The sequence below is a fragment of the Desulfarculus baarsii DSM 2075 genome, assembly GCF_000143965.1.
In the GTDB taxonomy this organism is placed as follows: Bacteria; Desulfobacterota; Desulfarculia; order Desulfarculales; family Desulfarculaceae; genus Desulfarculus; species Desulfarculus baarsii.
This window is the reverse complement of sequence record NC_014365.1, coordinates 1,137,564-1,152,793: the sequence shown is the minus strand read 5'-3', so window position 1 is coordinate 1,152,793 and position 15,230 is coordinate 1,137,564. Positions and strand designations below refer to the sequence as shown.

Below are 15,230 nucleotides of genomic sequence, written 5' to 3'. Positions count from 1 at the left end.
GATCCCTATAGGGTCGCGCTTTCTATCTCGGCCTCCAGGCTGGGCAGCGTGACGCCGTAGCGTTTTTCGAACTTGCCGACAGCCATGACCATGCCCGTGGGCCGCCTGGCCCGTAGCCCGGCCTGGGCCAGGGTTATCTCCCGCGCGCCGGCCAGCGTCAGGCCCATCCTTTGGGCCACGCGCCAGGCGAAATCGCGCTTGCTCAGGCCCGAGGCGGCCCCGAGATTGAAAACCCCCGGCGCGGGATCGGCCACGACCCTGGCGATCATCGCGGCCAGGGTGTCCAGCGACAGCGGGCTGAAAAAGACATCGGTGAAAAAACCCATGGGCTGGCCGGCGGACAGGCCCTGGATGATGGCGTCGCTGAAGCTCATGCGCCCGGCGGTGAGGCTGCGGCCGAAAAAATTGACCCGCAAGGCCGTCCCGCCGACCGCCAACACCGCCAGTTCGGCGGCGAACTTGGAATAGGCGTAGATGTTGAGAAGCGTCACGTCCGGTTCGGCGTGCGCGCCGGGGCCGTCGTAGACGTGGTCGGTGGAGATGTGCACCAGGGCCGCGCCCGGCCGCTTCGCCAGCCAACCGGCCAGGTTCTGGGCCGTGCGCACGTTGAGCAGATAGGCCCGTTGTGGGTCTTGCTCGCAGGCGTCGACGTTGCTCAGGGCCACCAGGTTGACGACGACCTCGGGCCGGCGCTCCTCGAGCAGGCGCCAGGTCGCCTTTTGGTCGGTCAGGTCCACGGCGGCGTCGGCCGCCGCGGCGTGGCCCACCGCCACGACATCCATGCCGCTTTGCCGCCAGGCCGGCAGCAGGCGGCCGCCCAACAGGCCCGTGGCCCCGGTGATCAGCACCCTCACGCCCGCGCCCCCTTAGGTCAGCCTGGTGAAGCCCGACGAGGCCACCGGACCGATCAGGGCCTGGCCCAGCCGGCCGGCCTCGTGCAGAGCCTTCATCTCGGCCACGACCTGGTCCATGGCCGCCAGGTAGTCATCGACCTGGGCGGGCCGATGGGCCAGCATGGGATAAAAATAGGTGTTGGTCAGATAACCGCGCTCCAGCATCATCTGCACGAAAACGCTCTTCCACAGCAGGGGGTCGTCTTCGGCGAAACTGAAATGGCTCATCGGCGCGATGCCGCTGATGGCTAGCGTCACGCCCCGATCCTGGGCGATGCGCGCCCAACCCTGCTGCACTTGCTGGCCGATGGCCACCAGGTGCTCGCCGACGTTTTCCCGCTGGTGCTTGCGCAAGACGCACAGCGCCGCGCAGGGCCCGATGCGTTCGGTCCAGTTGAGGCTGCTGATGAACGTCTCGTGCACCGCGTCCATGACCGCGGCGCGGCCCATGATCGCGGCGATGGCGAAGCCGTTGCCCAGGGCCTTGCCCAGCACGGCCATGTCCGGCTCGACGCCCAGGGCCAGGTGGGCCCCGCCCGTGGCCAGGCGGAAGCCGGCCGAGATTTCATCGAAAACAAAAACCGCCCCGGCCTGGCGCGCCAGATCGCGGGCCTTTTGCAAAAAGCCGTCCAGCGGCCAATAATTGCGCACCGGCTCCATGATCACCGCGGCCAGCTTGTCGCCGTGCCGCGCCACGATGGCTTCCAACTCCTCGGGGTGGTTGTAGCGGAAGGTCAGGGCCGTGCCGGTCAGGCCCTTGGGCACGCCCTTGGGGCTGAGTCCCTTGAGCAGGTGGCCCTCCAGGGCGTCTTGCTGGTGCAGGTTGGCCGCCAGGTACCAGTCGTGCCAGCCGTGATAGCCGCAAAACGCCACAATGTCGCGGCCCGTGTGGGCGCGGGCGATGCGCACGGCCACGGCCATGGCCTCCCCGCCGGTGCGGGCGTAGCGCACGGCCTGGGCCCAGGGGTGCAATTGGCACAGCCGCTCGGCCAGTTCAACCTCCTCGGGGCAGTTGAGGCTGCAGTTGGAGCCCAACTCCACCGCCCGCGTCACCGCCTGGTTCACCTCGTCGTCGGCGTAGCCCAGCACGGTGGCCCCCACCGCCGAGACGCCCATATCCAGATACGACCGGCCGTCCAGATCCCAGACCTGGCAGCCCTTGGCCCGCGAATAATAAACTGGCCACGAGCCGGGCGCGAACTGGTCGGGCCGCTTGGACAAAAGCTGGGACAACCCAGGGATGAGGCCCTTGGCCTTTTCGGCCAAGGCGCTAGCCTTGGGGCTGATCCGTGGCGTGTTCATCGAGCCATCTCCGATCTTGCTCCAACGATTTGAGCAAGCCTTCATCCCGCGCGAAGCGCTGGTTTATCTCCCCCAAGGCGGGGCGTTCGGCCAATAGGTCGAGCACGTCCTGGGTGGTGAAGGCCGGGTTACGCGGATAAAGCGCCTGATAGACCTGGCGCGCGAAAAGCAGGTCCTCGGGCTCGTCCACTGTCCAGCGCAGATGGGAAAGGTCCGGCCGCCCTTCCAGGTTGCCCAGCTTGAACTGGCGCGGCCGATTTTGGATATATTGGGTCACATGTTCGCGCTCGGAGGGCAACACGGCGTTTCGCCAGGCGTTTTCCAGAGCCTCGAAAGTCATGACCCAGGCGTCCAGGCCGTCGGGGAAGGTGGGGCGGATGGTGTTGCAGGCCAGGTCATGGCCGCCCTCCAGAAAAAAATCGGCCAGGCGGTCGACGAGCGCCGGATCGATCAGGGGGCAGTCGCCGGTGATGCGCGCCACGTATCGCGGCCGCCAGCGCCGGGCGGCCTGATAATAGCGGTCGAGCACGTCGTCCTGGCTGCCCCGGAAACACTCCAGGCCCAGCCTGTCGGCCAGGGCGGCGATGGGCTCGTCGGCCGGGTGATCGCTGGTGGCCACGATGATCTTGTCCAGGCAACGAGCCCGGCCCAGCCGCTCCAGTTCCAGCTCCAGCATGGGGCGGCCCAGGATCGGCATGAGCACCTTGCCCGGCAGGCGGCTGGAGCCCATGCGGGCCTGGAGGATGGCTAACATCATGGGCGCGCTCCTTTCAGGCGGCCGGCCAGCGGCGCGGATCGATCAAGCGTTCGGTGATCAGCGGTTTCATTGCGGCGGCGACATGGCGGCGCTCGTCGGGCGTCAGCGGCGCGGCCTGGGCCAGGGCCAGGTTTTCGCGCAGTTGTTCGACCGACTCCAGGCCCACCACCAGCGGCCAGCCAAAACCGGCGGCAAAACGCAGGGCCAACTCCTGGGGCGAGCAATCCAGCCAGCGGGCCAGGTCGCGCCAACGCCGCAAGGCCGGCCCGGCCTCGGGCAACCTGGCCGCGGCCTCCTCGGGCGTCAGCAGCAGCAGGCCCTGCAAATAGACGCTGCGCAAAAAGACCATGCGCCCGCTTTGCCGGGCCAGGGCCAGGATGTCCTCCCACTCCGGGTCGGCGCTCCAGGCGTTCAGCGGCGCTTGGATCATCCGCACGTCGGGGGTCTCCAACGCCTGCCGGGCCTGGGCCTTTTCGTAGACCGAAACGCCCAGGTTGGCCACGACGCCCTCGTCGAGCGCCCGGCGCAGGGCCGGCTCCGGGCCGTTGCGCCAGTTGGCCAGCCAGGCCGCGTTGTGCAGCAGGCAGCCCCACAGCCGTTCCTGGCCCAGCAGCCGCCGCGAACGCTCCAGGGCGGCGCTCACCGCCGCGTCGTCGCGCGGGTCCAGGCTCGGCGCCAGCTTGGTGACGACCTTGGCCTGGCCGCTCACGCCCAGCCGGGCCAGGCCACGGCCCAACACCTGCTCGCTTTGGCCGTAATGCTGGGCCGTGTCGAACGCCTCGACGCCAGAAATCCAGGCCAGGCCGATTATCGCGTGGGCCTGGGCCTCGTCCGGGCGGCCCAGGCGGTTGGCCAGGCCATAGGCCATGCCCAGTTGTGCCGCGCCCAGGATCAGCCGGACGGCCCCGCCCGCGCCCGCGCGGCCAGGCGCGACGGCGTCGGCCAAGCCGGTCATATCTGTCGAAGCGCTGGTCATCGCTCGTCTTTCCCCGCGCCAAGCCCGCTCAATATCCCTCGTCGGGCCGCTGGACGCCGTGGGGGAACAACAGCTCGACCTGCCGCCTGATCTCCTCGACCGTCAGGCAATCGGGGTTGTCGCCCGAGTTGTAATCGAACTCCTCGGCGACCAGCCTCCCGCCGCCATCAAGCGGCAAGCCGCCCGCCGTCGGCGTCGAGGGATAGACCACGTAATGCTCGGGGTATTCCACGGTGCGGAACGACTCGTCCCTGGGGATGAGCGTTTCGTGGATTTTTTCTCCGGGCCGAATGCCCACCACCTTGACCTTGCAGCCCGGCCCCACGGCCTCGACCAGATCGAGGATGCGCATGGAGGGCAGCTTGGGCACGAACAGCTCCCTGCCCTTCATCTGAGCCATGGAGTTGAAAACAAACTCCACCGCGTGCTCCAGGGTGATCCAGAACCTGGTCATGCGCACGTCGGTGACGGGCAGTTCACCCTCGGCGCGCTTGCGCAGAAACAGCGGAATCACGCTGCCCCGGCTGCCGGCCACGTTGCCATAGCGCACCACCGAAAACCTGGTGGGCCGATCCTGGCTGACATAGGCGTTGCCGGCGACGAAGAGCTTGTCCGAGCACAGCTTGGTGGCCCCATAGAGGTTGATGGGGTTGGCGGCCTTGTCGGTGCTGAGGGCCATGACCTTGGCCACGCCCATGTCGATGGCCGCGTCGATGAGGTTCTGGGCCCCGACGATGTTGGTCCTGACCGCCTCGAAGGGGTTGTACTCGGCGGCTGGCACCTGCTTGATGGCCGCGGCGTGGATCACGTAATCGACCCCGCCCAGGGCGCGCTTGAGGCGGTCCTTGTCGCGGACGTCGCCCAGGAAAAAGCGCAGGCAGGCGTAGCGGTCGCCGACCATCTGGTTGGCCATCTCGAACTGCTTGAACTCGTCGCGGCTGAAAACGATGATCTTGCGGCAGCGATAGCGTTCGGTCATCATCTGCACGCATTTGCGGCCAAACGAACCCGTCCCGCCGGTGATCAAAATGGTCTTGTCGTCAAACACGGCGCACTCCTTTGCTATGGACGTTGGCCCGTCGCCTCGCTCGCGGGGCTCTGGCCAGCCGCCGCGCCAGGGGCCGCGGGGCCGGCCGATGAACGGCCTGGCCGAGGCGACGGCGCGGGACGACCTTCCTTGGCGTCCAGACATTGTTTGACCATCGGATAGTAATAGTCAATCTCTTGGGGCGTAATATTGGTGCCATAGGGATCGTCGGGGCGCCGAGGCTGGCCGACGACCTTGTCTTGCAAGTGGCGGAAGGGCCTGGTGGGGCGGCCATCCAGGAACTCATCGATGATCCGTGCCGCCCGCAGGCAGGCCTGGCCGTCCATGCGGCCGTAAAGGTCTTTTTCCAGGCTGGCGATCACCGCCTCGTCGGCGTTGCCGCGCGTAAGATCCAGCCCCTGGAAAAGGGCCTCGAACTCCTCGTAGCTGTTGGCGTAGGGCGTCAGTTGATAAATCGGCGAATTCTGCGGCGCCTTGACCCAATAGGCCAGCGACGGCTTGCCCAGGAAATGGGCCTCGATGGCCGTGGTGGAGCCGGCGTGGACCAGCAGGTCGGCGTGGTTGAGCATCTCCACCACGTAGCCGGAGACCACCAGCTTGATATCGAGCCCCCGCGCCCGGAAAAACTCGCCGTAAGCCTCGGCCCGCTCGCCCGGATGCACCTTCAGGATCAGGTTCCAGTCGCGGCCTTTGTCGTGATAAAGCGCCTCGAGGAACTCCAACCAGCCCCGGCGGCCGTCCTTGTGCAGGGCCATGGTCCGCTGGATCTCCGCCGTCGCCCCGCCGTCGGCGGCCGCGCCCTTGGCCTCGGGGATGGCCGCGCCGGGGTCGCGGTCGGCGTAGGTCCAGGGCGTCAGCAGCAACATGATCTTTTTGGCCGGGTCCAGGCCAAGCTGGCGGCAAAACGCGCCCCGGCCGGGCATGAAGCGCGACAGCTCGGGCAAAAAATAGGGGTCGAAGGTCATGGCCCCCACCACCTGGCACCTGTCCGGCGGCATGTGGCCTTCCTCGCGCAGGATCTCGGCGAAATCCTGACCGAAGACCAGCTCCAGGTCCACCAGCGGCGCGTAGTCGATGTTGCCCAGCGACCATTTCCTGACGGTCGGGCTCAGTTGGTCCCAACGCTTGCGAGCGGTGCCGGCCTCCTCGCGGCGCACGATGGAGACGATGTTGCGGTCGCGGGCGAAACGGGCCAACTGCACCTGGTAGGGCGTGGTCTTGGCCCCCCAGATGACCACGTCCGGCAACAGCTCGACGAGGCTGGCGGCCGGGTCGTCGCCCAGGGAGCGCATGATCACCCGGTGCCCCAGCCGCTCCAGGTGATAGCGCAGGATCAGGTCGATGAACAGGTCGCGCTGCTTGTAGACCACGAAGAGCAAAATGCGTTTGCCCTTTTGGCCGTCAGCGGGCGGGCCCCAGACGTGCTCGGCGATCTTGGCGATCTGGCGGGCGTTTTCGCTGCCCGGCGCCATGTGCCGGCCCAGGGCCAACAACGAAAAAACCGTCAGCGGGTCGGCGTCCTTGCTTGGGTCGAGTTGGGCCGGGACGGCCCCGCTTCGGCTGGCGGCCTCCAGGGCCAGGCGCATGAGCGCCGGCGGATAGCCCGGCTCTTGGGCCAACAGCTCGACGGCCGCTTCCCGGGCCCGCTGGTCGTCGGCCGGGGCCGCGAGCAGTTCGGCCGCCATCGCCGACGGCCGCTGGCCGGCCCGATCGCCGGAGGCCTTGCGTAAAAACCAGCCCAGGTCGCTCAGCAGGCTCTTGGGCATGAAGCTATAGGCCAGGTAGTCGGCGGCCAGCAGCGTCTCCAGGGGCAGGGTTTCGCCCGCCGGGCCGCGCGTTTGCCGCAAGTGACGCGCCACGGCCATGGGCCGCCACTTGGCCAGAAAGCGCCCCGCCGCCGGCTCGGCCCTGTTGGCCGAGCAACGGGCCAGGTCCACCACCAGCTTGCCCCGGTGAGCGGCGTAATCCCAGCCCAGGGCCGCGAAATCGGCGTCGTCGCTCTCCAAGAGCAGGTAGATCACATCGGCCAGCGAGGCCGCCTGGGCAAACTGGGCCCCCATGGCCGCCGCCTCGCCGGCCCCGGCCGGGCCAGCGCCCAGCACGTGCGTGGCGAAACCCCGCTTGGGCAATTCGGCCAGCAGCTGCTTGGCGTGGGCGTCCAAGCGCCGGGCGACGAACAAAAGCTTTTTCATGCGATCCTCCCCGCCTGTGGCGCTCATTGATCCCATCCCGTTCCCAGCAGATGGCCCAGGATCTCCCAGCCCAGCTCGTAGGAATAGACCAGCGAACGTTCCGGCATCGAGCGCCGATAGAGCCGCCAGCCCTCCGGCGAGGCGTATTGCCAGCGCGGGTCGTCGCAGGTGGCCATGGCCCGCCGGATCATCTCGTCGAAGCGGCCCTGGCACAGGCGGTTGATCTCCCACGCCGAGAGCAGGAGCATGCCCTTTTGGTGCACGGAATAGACCGTCTGGTCCACCCAGCGGCCGGCCTGGGCGTCATAAAAGAAGTAAAACCCGCCGTCGGCCAGTTGGTTGGCCCGCCACCAATCCATGGATTGGGCGCAGGCCTGTTGCAGGCGCTGGTCCGGCCGCAAGTGATTGAGCTCGACCAGGGCCCAGGTGGCGTAGACGTGGCGCGGGAAGGCGGTCAGGCGTTGATCGTCGGTGAAGCAGCCGGCCGCCGGGCCGCCGGCCAGACGGCAGGCGGCCAGCAGATGCTCTGCCTCGGCCTGGGCCGCCTCCAGATAGGCCGCCTGGCCGGCGGCGCGGTAGAGGCTCAGAGCCGACAAGATGAAATGATTGCTGGCCTGGACGTTGCGAACCTTACCCAGGGGAAAGGCCGCGCGATAGGCGCCGAACAACTCGCCGGCCTTGCGCAGCAGAGCCGGACGGCCGGTCAGGCGGTGGGCCTCGGCCAGGGCCGCCGGGGCCAGGGCGAAGCTGTATTGATCCCTGGGGCCGGTCACATCGAAGGAGGTGTAGCCGATCGCGCCCTTGGAATTGACCAGCCAGAACAGCCAACCGACCGCCTGCAACCAGCCCTCGCGAAAGCGCTCCATCTGGCCGCTGAGGGCCATGGCCCGGGCCAGGGCGTAGATGTTGCAGATATCATAGTAGAAATGCTGGCTGGCGTCCACCTGGCCGCTGTCGAGGTCGATGTGACGACGCCACTTTTTTTCGTCGGCGTCCCACAGGGGCGAGTCGAACATGGCCCGGCCCAACCCCACGGCCTCGTCCACCAGCTTGTTCGCGTCGGGGATCGGCATGGGTTTACATCTTCACCGTGCTGAGGTGATAGTATTCGTCGCCCTGGCGCGCCCAATAGACCACCGTCCAGTCGTCGAACAGATCCAGCACGTCGCGTTGGAAGTGCCAGATCTCGTCGGCCGTCTTGACCTTGCCCTTGACGTAGGTCACGCCCTGCCAACGGGATTGTGGGCCGTTGAACGAGCCGGAAAACAGGCCGCCCGGCTTCAAGACCCGGCGGGCCTCCCGGACGAAACGCAGCGGGTCGTTCATCAGGTAGGGCGTGCCGAAAAAGGCCACGCCGTCGACCGATGCGTCGGGGAACATGCTCAAATCCTCGCCGATGGTGACCACGTCGGGCTTGTTCCGCGGATCGGGGTCGATGTGCAGCACCTCCTGGGCCATGAAGTATTGGCGAGAATAATACTGCTGGCAAAGGTGGTTGGAGCCGATGTAGAGCACCTTGCCGCCCCAGGGCAGGCTACGGGCGTGCCGATTCCACAGATCGCGGTAGGGCGTGACCGCCTGGCCCGTCACCTGGCTCCAGCCCTGATAGCCGTTCATGCGCGAGGCGTCGAAGATCGGCATGTGCTCGTGGCGGCATTCGGCCCAGAACCAGTCCTTGGTGACGGCCAGCGTTTTGACCTCGGCAAAGGCAGCCGACAAGCGCCTCAGCCACCAGCCCAGCGGCTCGATGGTCTGGTGCATCTCCTGGCCGTCACTATCTTTTTCGCCGCTTGGCCCCAGCGCCACCGCGCCGAAGAATATCCGGCAATGGTCGGCGATGGCCTTGATGGTCGGCTCGATCAGCGACTCGGGCACGTGTTGGAGCAGATCGATGGCGTAGGCCAGATCGACCGGTTCGTCGAGCCGCCAGGCCGGCTGGCCCCTGAAGCGGACCTGGGGGAAGGCCAGGCGATCGACCACGTCCAGGCCCAGGACCATCTTGCCCTTGCCTTGCAGAAAATCGGCGTACTGCCCCTGGCCGCAGCCCAGGTCCACGGCGGTTTCGATTTCCTTGCCCAGATAGCGCCCCAGGATCGCCGTTATCCGCTGGTCGACCACGGGCGGGCCCTCCGGGCGGCCGCGATAAAACTCTTGATAACGGCGCGTGGCCCAGGCGTCCCAATCGGGTTGCCGGCCGGCGGCCGGATCGGCCGGCCAGCGCTCCGGCGCGGCGGCCCTGGTCGCGGCCAGGGCCAGGTCGTGGACGGTGGCCGCGACATGGATTCTGGCTTCGGCCTGGGCCACGGCGACCGCCTGGGGCCGCGGGGAGACGCACGCCTGACCCAGCACTTGGTCGTAGAGCCTTTCCACGCGCCAGATCTCGGCCTCGTGGCTCTTGGCGAAAACCGTGAAGTCGGTGTTCCTGGCCCGCTCGACCAGCTCACGCGCCGCCGCCACCGCCTCGGCTGGCGAGTGGAAGACCTTGCCCGCGGGCGTGGCCTCGAAATAATCGATATAGCTTTGCAACGGCGAGGCGATCACCGGCAGCCCGGCGGCCAGGTATTCAAACAGCTTGTTGGCGATGGTCGAATCCAGAAAACGCTTGTCGCCCCGCTCCATGTTGGAGGGGATCAGGCCGACGTCGTATTGGGTCATCTCCTCGATGATCCGCTTGGGCGACAGCGGCTGGTGATAATGCAGGCGCGGGTCGCGGCCAAAGGCCTTGGCCAGCTCCGGGTCGTGGGCGGTGGGATGGATGTGCACATGGACGCCCAGGCCGGCCAGGGCGAAAAACAGCTCGCGGTAGTCGCGGTGGCCTTGCGCGCCCACGCCGCCTTCATAGACCAGATGAAGCTGGCCATCGCCGCGCGAGAGCTTGGGCTTGAAGTTTTTGGGCAGATCGTCCTCGACGACGTAGTTGTGCACGACCTCCGAAGGCCCTTCCACGCCGTAGAGCCTCTGGGCCTCGCGCATCTGGTAGGCCGTGGAGTAGACGCGGCCGGCGGCGGCCCGGTTGGCCAGGCCCTCGAAAAAGGCCAGGTTCTTGTCGCCGTTGGCCCGCAGCGAGATCAGCTCGTGGGTGTCGTGGATCACCGGCGCGGCGCAGCCCAAGGCGGCCACCGTCAGGAAATCGGGCTCGTTGTGGCAGTGGACGACATCAAAGCCCTTGGCGATGTCCCAAAGCTCGCGAAAGCCGTCGAGGTGGATCAGCTCGTCGTAGACATCGTCCGAAAGCCCTGGATACACCTGGCTCAGCCGGGCCCGGCCATAGGCCAGGGTGACGCGGTGACCCCTTTTGCGCAGGGCCGTGGCCATCTTGTAATTGCGTATGCAGGGGCTCTCCTGCACGAAGAGCACGTTGCGCTTCTTGGCCGGCTCCGAGCCCAAATCGGCCCGTCGTTCGTTGTCGTCGCCAAAGGCCGCGTTGGCCTCGGCCGCGTAACCAGCAGCTTTCATCGCCTCCATCCAATCCCGCGCCAAGCGTTGCGCGCCCCGTCAAGCGCGGCGTGGTCCTGTTTAATGTGCCGCATCGAGGCTCCACCTTCGTGCATGCAAAAGTAGTGCCGCACCACCGCGCACGGAGGCTCCGCAAGATATATCCAATGCTTTCAGATTATTAGCCGGAAAAAGCCTCGCCGGATCGCTCCGAAAGGCTCATGGGCGGCGCGTCAAATAATTGCCTATGGCATGAAAGATATGCCCGCGCGCGTCTTTCGTGGCGGTGCGGCTGGCCGCTTGACGAGGCTGGCGCTGGGCTCAGGTGGCGGTTTGCGGCCCATCCGCGCCGAAAAAGCAAAGCCGTGGGGCCCGCTCGATCTGGCCCATCGCGGCCAGGAAGGCGAAAAAACGGCCCAGTCCCTGGCGGAAGCGTGGGCCAAGGTCATAGCTCAAGAGCTTGTAATAACGCAGGTAACCCTCGACCGACCCGCCCAGCAGGCGGCTGGCCTCGGCCGCGCAGGCCGGCAGATCGGCCACGCCCGCCGCCTTGGCCGCCAGCAAACGCCCGTGCAGGGCGGCCACCTCGGCGGGCCGGGCCTGGGCCACTGGCCGCCGCACGGCCCACACCGCGAACACGAACGGCAGGCCCGTCAGCTCGCGCCACTGTTGGCCCATGTCCCACGAGTGGGCCCAACGCCCGCTGGCCGCCTCTTGCAGCGCCCGGTCGCCGATGCGCAGGGTGGCCGCCGGATCGAGCGCTTGGCCCTCGGGGGCCAGGGGGCAATCCAGCCGCCAAAGGTGGGCCAACAGCACCCGGGCCAGGGCCACCGAGGTGTCGGACTCGAAGGGAGCCTCCACCGGCCGGCCGGCCCAAAGGTCCATGGGTTGGCGGGAAAAAAGCGTGACGCTGCCCACCGGGCCGTCGGAGCAGATGCCCAGGTCGGGCAAGAGCAGATAATCATCGGCGTGCAGGGCGTACTCCACCGACGAGATGACGCTCACGTCCAGCAGGCCCTGGCGCAACTGACGATTGAGAGCCGAGGGCACGCCACGCGCCTCGATGAAGAGCGCCGGCGTGGCGGCCAAACGCAGATGCACCGGCAGGATGTTGACAAAATCGATGCGCCCCAGGCGCAGCGGTTGGCTCATGGCGGCCTCGCGGTGATGGTCGAAACGCCCTCAACCATACCACCGCCCGGGCCGGGGGCCAAGCCGCGCGGCCTTTCAGTCCCACTTGCGGCGGTCGTCGATGACCTTGCAGCCGGGGGCCAAGCCGCCGCGCTTTTGCAGGCGCACCTCGCCGCTCAGGCGCAGGATGTCCTTCATGGCCGCCGCCATGCGCGCCTTCAGCTCGTCGTGGCCGCCGGAGTCGTCTTCCACCTCGCAGACCAATGTCAGCACGTCGTTGTGGCCCTGCCGCTCGACCACCAGTTGATAAGCCGCCACCTGAGGGAATTTATCCACCACCTGGCGCACGCCGCCGGGGTGAACGAACATGCCCTTGACCTTGGTCATCTGGTCCACGCGGCCCATGATGCGGCCCAGCTTGGCGCTGGTGCGGCCGCAGGGGCAGGGCGTTTCGTCGATGAACGACAGATCGCCCGTGGCGAAGCGGATCAGCGGATAGGCCGGGTTGAACACCGTGGCCACGACTTCGCCGGGCTGGCCGGGGCCCAGGGGCAGGCCGGTGTCGGGGTCGACGATCTGGGTCAGGCAGCCCTGGGCCAGATGCATGCCGCCCAGATGCCGGCACTCGTAGGACAGGCAGCCCACGTCGGCGGTGCCGTAGCTTTGGCGGACGATCATGCCAAAGCGCTCCTCCAGGCTCTGGCGCAGGCTCTCGGGCAGCATCTCGGCGGCGACGAAGCCCACGGCCAGGCTAAGGTCACGGCGGGGGTCCAGGCCCATCTCCTCGGCCTTGTCGGCCAGGGTGGCCAAAAACGACGGCGTGCCCAGATAGCCCGTCACGCCAAGGTCTTTCATGGCCCGCACCTGGATCTCGCCGTTGCCCACGCCGGCCGGCAGGCAGGCGCAGCCCAGTTGACGCAGGCTCTCGTCGAGCCAAAAGGCAAAGGGCGCCAAGTTGAAATTGAAGCTGACCTGGCAGAGGTCGCCGGGGCGAAAGCCGGCGGCGTAAAATGCCTGGGCCCAGCGGTCGTCGGCCAGGCTGTTTTCGGCGGGCTCGTAGATGGGCCCGGGCGAGACGTAGACACGGCGCAGACCGGCGGTGGTCAGATGGCTCAGGCCGCCAAAGGGCGGGGCCTTTTTTTGCAGCTCGACCAGATCGGACTTGCGCAGCAGCGGCAGGCGGGCCAGATCGTCGACGCCGCCGATGTCGGCCGGCGTCAGGCCGGCGTCGGCCATGCGCCGGGCAAAAGCCGGGGCGTGCTCAAAGGCGTGGGCCACGATGGCCGCCACCTTGCCGTCGAGGTATTGGCGGCGGGCTTGGGGGTCGATGAATTCCAGGTCGGGGCGCAGGGCGCCGCTCTGGCGGTCGATGGCGGTCACGGGGCCTCTCCTTGGGGCGCGGGCCGGTTTTGGCCTCAGCTCAGCCAGCGCTTGCGGCGCTTGTAGTGCTTGACCTGGCGATAGGAGCGCTTTTGGCCTTCCTCGCCCACGCCCAGGTAAAAGCGTTTGACGTCTTCGTTGTTTTTGAGCTTTTCGGTGGTGTCGTCGAGGACGATCTTGCCGTTTTCCATGATATAGCCGTGGCTGGCGATGTTGAGGGCCATGCGGGCGTTCTGCTCGACCAAGAGTATCGTCGTGCCCAGTTCGCGGTTGAGCCGGGCGATGATCTCGAAGATCTCGCCGACCAACAGCGGCGAGAGGCCCAGGCTGGGTTCGTCGAGCATCATCAGCCTGGGCCGGGCCATCATGCCCCGGCCGATCACCAGCATCTGTTGCTCGCCGCCCGAGAGATAGCCGGCCAGGCCGTTTTGCCGCTCCTTGAGCCGGGGAAAATAAGCGTAGACCTGCTCGATGCGCTCGTCGAGCTGGCGGCGGGTGCATTTCTGGGTGTGGGCGGCGGCGATGAGGTTTTCCCTGGCCGTCAGGTCGACGAAGACGCGGCGGCCTTCCATGACCTGAAAGACGCCCCGACGGACGATCTTTTCCGGCTCCAGGTCGTTGATGCGCTGGCCGTCGAAGACGATGGCCCCGTCGGTGACTTCGCCCTCCTCGGTTTTGAGCAGGCCGCTGATGGCCTTGAGCGTGGTGGTCTTGCCCGCGCCGTTGGCCCCCAGCAGGGCCACGATGGCGCCTTCCTCCACCTCCAGCGACAGGCCCTTCAAGACCAGGATCACGTCGTCGTAAATGACCTCGATGTTGTTGACCGAAAGCAGCGCCATGGGCCCTTCCCCCTGGCGGCGGGCGGGAGACCCGCGCCCCCCGCCCGCCGGCGTGGTTAATTGCCGATGTACTTGGCCTCGCGAGGCATGCTCACCTTGCCGACGAGCACGACCACCTTGCCGTCCTTGATGGCGCCGATGCCGCAGGTGGTGTTGGGGCGGTGGTCGGTGCTGGTGTAGGTGATGGGCGCGCAGAGCCCGCCGGTTTCAAAGTCCGTGAGCGTCTCCAGGGCGGCCTTGAGGCCGGGGCCGCTGAGCTTGTCGCCGGCCCGCTTGAGGCCCTCGGCCATGACCAGCACCGAGACCCAGCCCTTGACGAAGTGCAGGGTGTGGGGCTCGCCCTTGGTCCATGCCATCATCGCCTTCATGCCCGGCACGTCGGCGCCGTAGGGCACCACGGGCAAAATGCCGAACGCCCGGCCCTCGGCCGCGCCCTGGGCCAGCAGGGGCAGGTTGGAGTCGAACCCCCAGCAATTGATCAGGAACTTGGCCTCGGGCAGGATGCTGGCCGCGCCCTTGATCACCACCGCGCACGATGGCGTGGTGCCGCCCAGCCAGACATAGTCCGGGGCGAACTTTTTCATGCGCAGCAATTGCTGGGTGGCGTCGGTGGCCGTCAGGTCGACCATCTCGTCGGGGCCGATCTCCAGGCCCAGCATCTGAGCGTATTCCTTGCCGGCGGCGATGGGCGCGCGGCCGTAGGGGTGGTCGGGATAACAGAAGAGCACCTTCTTGGCCCCATTGTCCTTGGCGAACTGCATGGCCAGGCGGATGGAGGTGGAGTAGTCGGTGCCGATGAAAAAGTTGTAGGGGTTGTTGGCGGGGTTGGTCAGATTGGCGTCATAGCTGGCGCTCATGAAGATCACTTCGTCCTTCTTGAGCTTGGGGGTGAGCGCGTTGGTGTCGCCGGTGCCCCAGCCCTGAATGACGAAGACCTTGTTGACGTTGACGTATTTCTTGTAGAGGTTGAGCGCCTTGGGGATGGCGTAGGCGTAGTCGGCGCTTTCGAGGTTGATCATGCGGCCGTTGACGCCACCCAGGGAGTTGACGTAGTCGCAGGCGGCGCGCACGCCCTTGGCGTAGTCGGCCCCCACCTTGGAGGTCGCGCCGGTGATGTCAAAGATGCCGCCGACGGGAATCTCCTCGGCCGCCGTGGCGGCCAGGGGCTGCATAGTCAGGCAAACCAGGGCCGCCAGCGCCAAAAACAAAAGACCTTTTTTCATTTTTTCGTCTCCCTTTTCCCTTTGCGGCCTTGGTGATGGCCGGCCTGGCCGCCG

At 67.0% G+C, this 15,230-nt stretch carries 12 protein-coding genes; all 12 read right to left on the bottom strand.

Annotated features, from left to right (window positions below):
- Nucleotides 1-5: 5 nt before the first annotated feature.
- The 12 genes from DEBA_RS05115 to DEBA_RS05060 all read right to left on the bottom strand — a co-directional run bounded on the left by DEBA_RS05115 (nt 6) and on the right by DEBA_RS05060 (nt 15,176).
- Nucleotides 6-854: an SDR family oxidoreductase gene (locus tag DEBA_RS05115; RefSeq protein WP_013257848.1), complete on the bottom strand. Its 849-nt coding sequence runs from the start codon at nt 852-854 to the stop codon at nt 6-8.
- Between the two features lie 12 nt (nt 855-866).
- The gene (locus DEBA_RS18580) at nt 867-2,195 is read right to left on the bottom strand and encodes an aminotransferase class III-fold pyridoxal phosphate-dependent enzyme (RefSeq protein WP_013257847.1); all 1,329 of its coding nucleotides are present in this window, start codon (nt 2,193-2,195) and stop codon (nt 867-869) included.
- Nucleotides 2,164-2,952, bottom strand: coding sequence for a cytidylyltransferase domain-containing protein (locus tag DEBA_RS18575; protein WP_013257846.1), 789 nt, complete (start codon nt 2,950-2,952; stop codon nt 2,164-2,166). Before DEBA_RS18575 ends, DEBA_RS18580 begins: the two co-directional genes overlap by 32 nt.
- Nucleotides 2,953-2,965: 13 nt before the next feature.
- Entirely contained in the window at nt 2,966-3,928 is a 963-nt protein-coding gene (locus DEBA_RS05100) for an aldo/keto reductase (protein WP_013257845.1), read from the bottom strand.
- A 28-nt stretch (nt 3,929-3,956) separates the two neighbouring features.
- The gene (gene pseB / locus DEBA_RS05095; RefSeq protein WP_013257844.1) at nt 3,957-4,976 is read right to left on the bottom strand and encodes a UDP-N-acetylglucosamine 4,6-dehydratase (inverting); all 1,020 of its coding nucleotides are present in this window, start codon (nt 4,974-4,976) and stop codon (nt 3,957-3,959) included.
- A gap of 14 nt (nt 4,977-4,990) precedes the next feature.
- On the bottom strand, nt 4,991-7,168 hold the full coding sequence (locus tag DEBA_RS05090) for a glycosyltransferase family protein (protein WP_013257843.1): 2,178 nt from the start codon (nt 7,166-7,168) through the stop codon (nt 4,991-4,993).
- Nucleotides 7,169-7,191: 23 nt separating this feature from the next.
- Nucleotides 7,192-8,241 carry a glycoside hydrolase family protein gene (locus DEBA_RS05085; RefSeq protein WP_013257842.1) on the bottom strand — a complete coding sequence of 350 codons (1,050 nt, stop codon included), beginning with the start codon at nt 8,239-8,241 and terminating at the stop codon, nt 7,192-7,194.
- 4 nt (nt 8,242-8,245) lie between these two features.
- The gene (locus DEBA_RS05080) at nt 8,246-10,624 is read right to left on the bottom strand and encodes a methyltransferase domain-containing protein (protein WP_013257841.1); all 2,379 of its coding nucleotides are present in this window, start codon (nt 10,622-10,624) and stop codon (nt 8,246-8,248) included.
- Nucleotides 10,625-10,924: 300 nt separating this feature from the next.
- On the bottom strand, nt 10,925-11,755 hold the full coding sequence (locus tag DEBA_RS05075; RefSeq protein WP_013257840.1) for a menaquinone biosynthetic enzyme MqnA/MqnD family protein: 831 nt from the start codon (nt 11,753-11,755) through the stop codon (nt 10,925-10,927).
- Nucleotides 11,756-11,830: 75 nt separating this feature from the next.
- Entirely contained in the window at nt 11,831-13,114 is a 1,284-nt protein-coding gene (locus DEBA_RS05070) for a phenylacetate--CoA ligase family protein (protein WP_013257839.1), read from the bottom strand.
- 35 nt (nt 13,115-13,149) lie between these two features.
- A complete protein-coding gene (locus DEBA_RS05065) occupies nt 13,150-13,953 on the bottom strand; it encodes an ABC transporter ATP-binding protein (protein WP_013257838.1) in 804 nt (267 codons plus the stop codon).
- Nucleotides 13,954-14,009: 56 nt separating this feature from the next.
- A complete protein-coding gene (locus DEBA_RS05060; protein WP_013257837.1) occupies nt 14,010-15,176 on the bottom strand; it encodes an ABC transporter substrate-binding protein in 1,167 nt (388 codons plus the stop codon).
- Between the last annotated feature and the right edge of the window lie 54 nt (nt 15,177-15,230).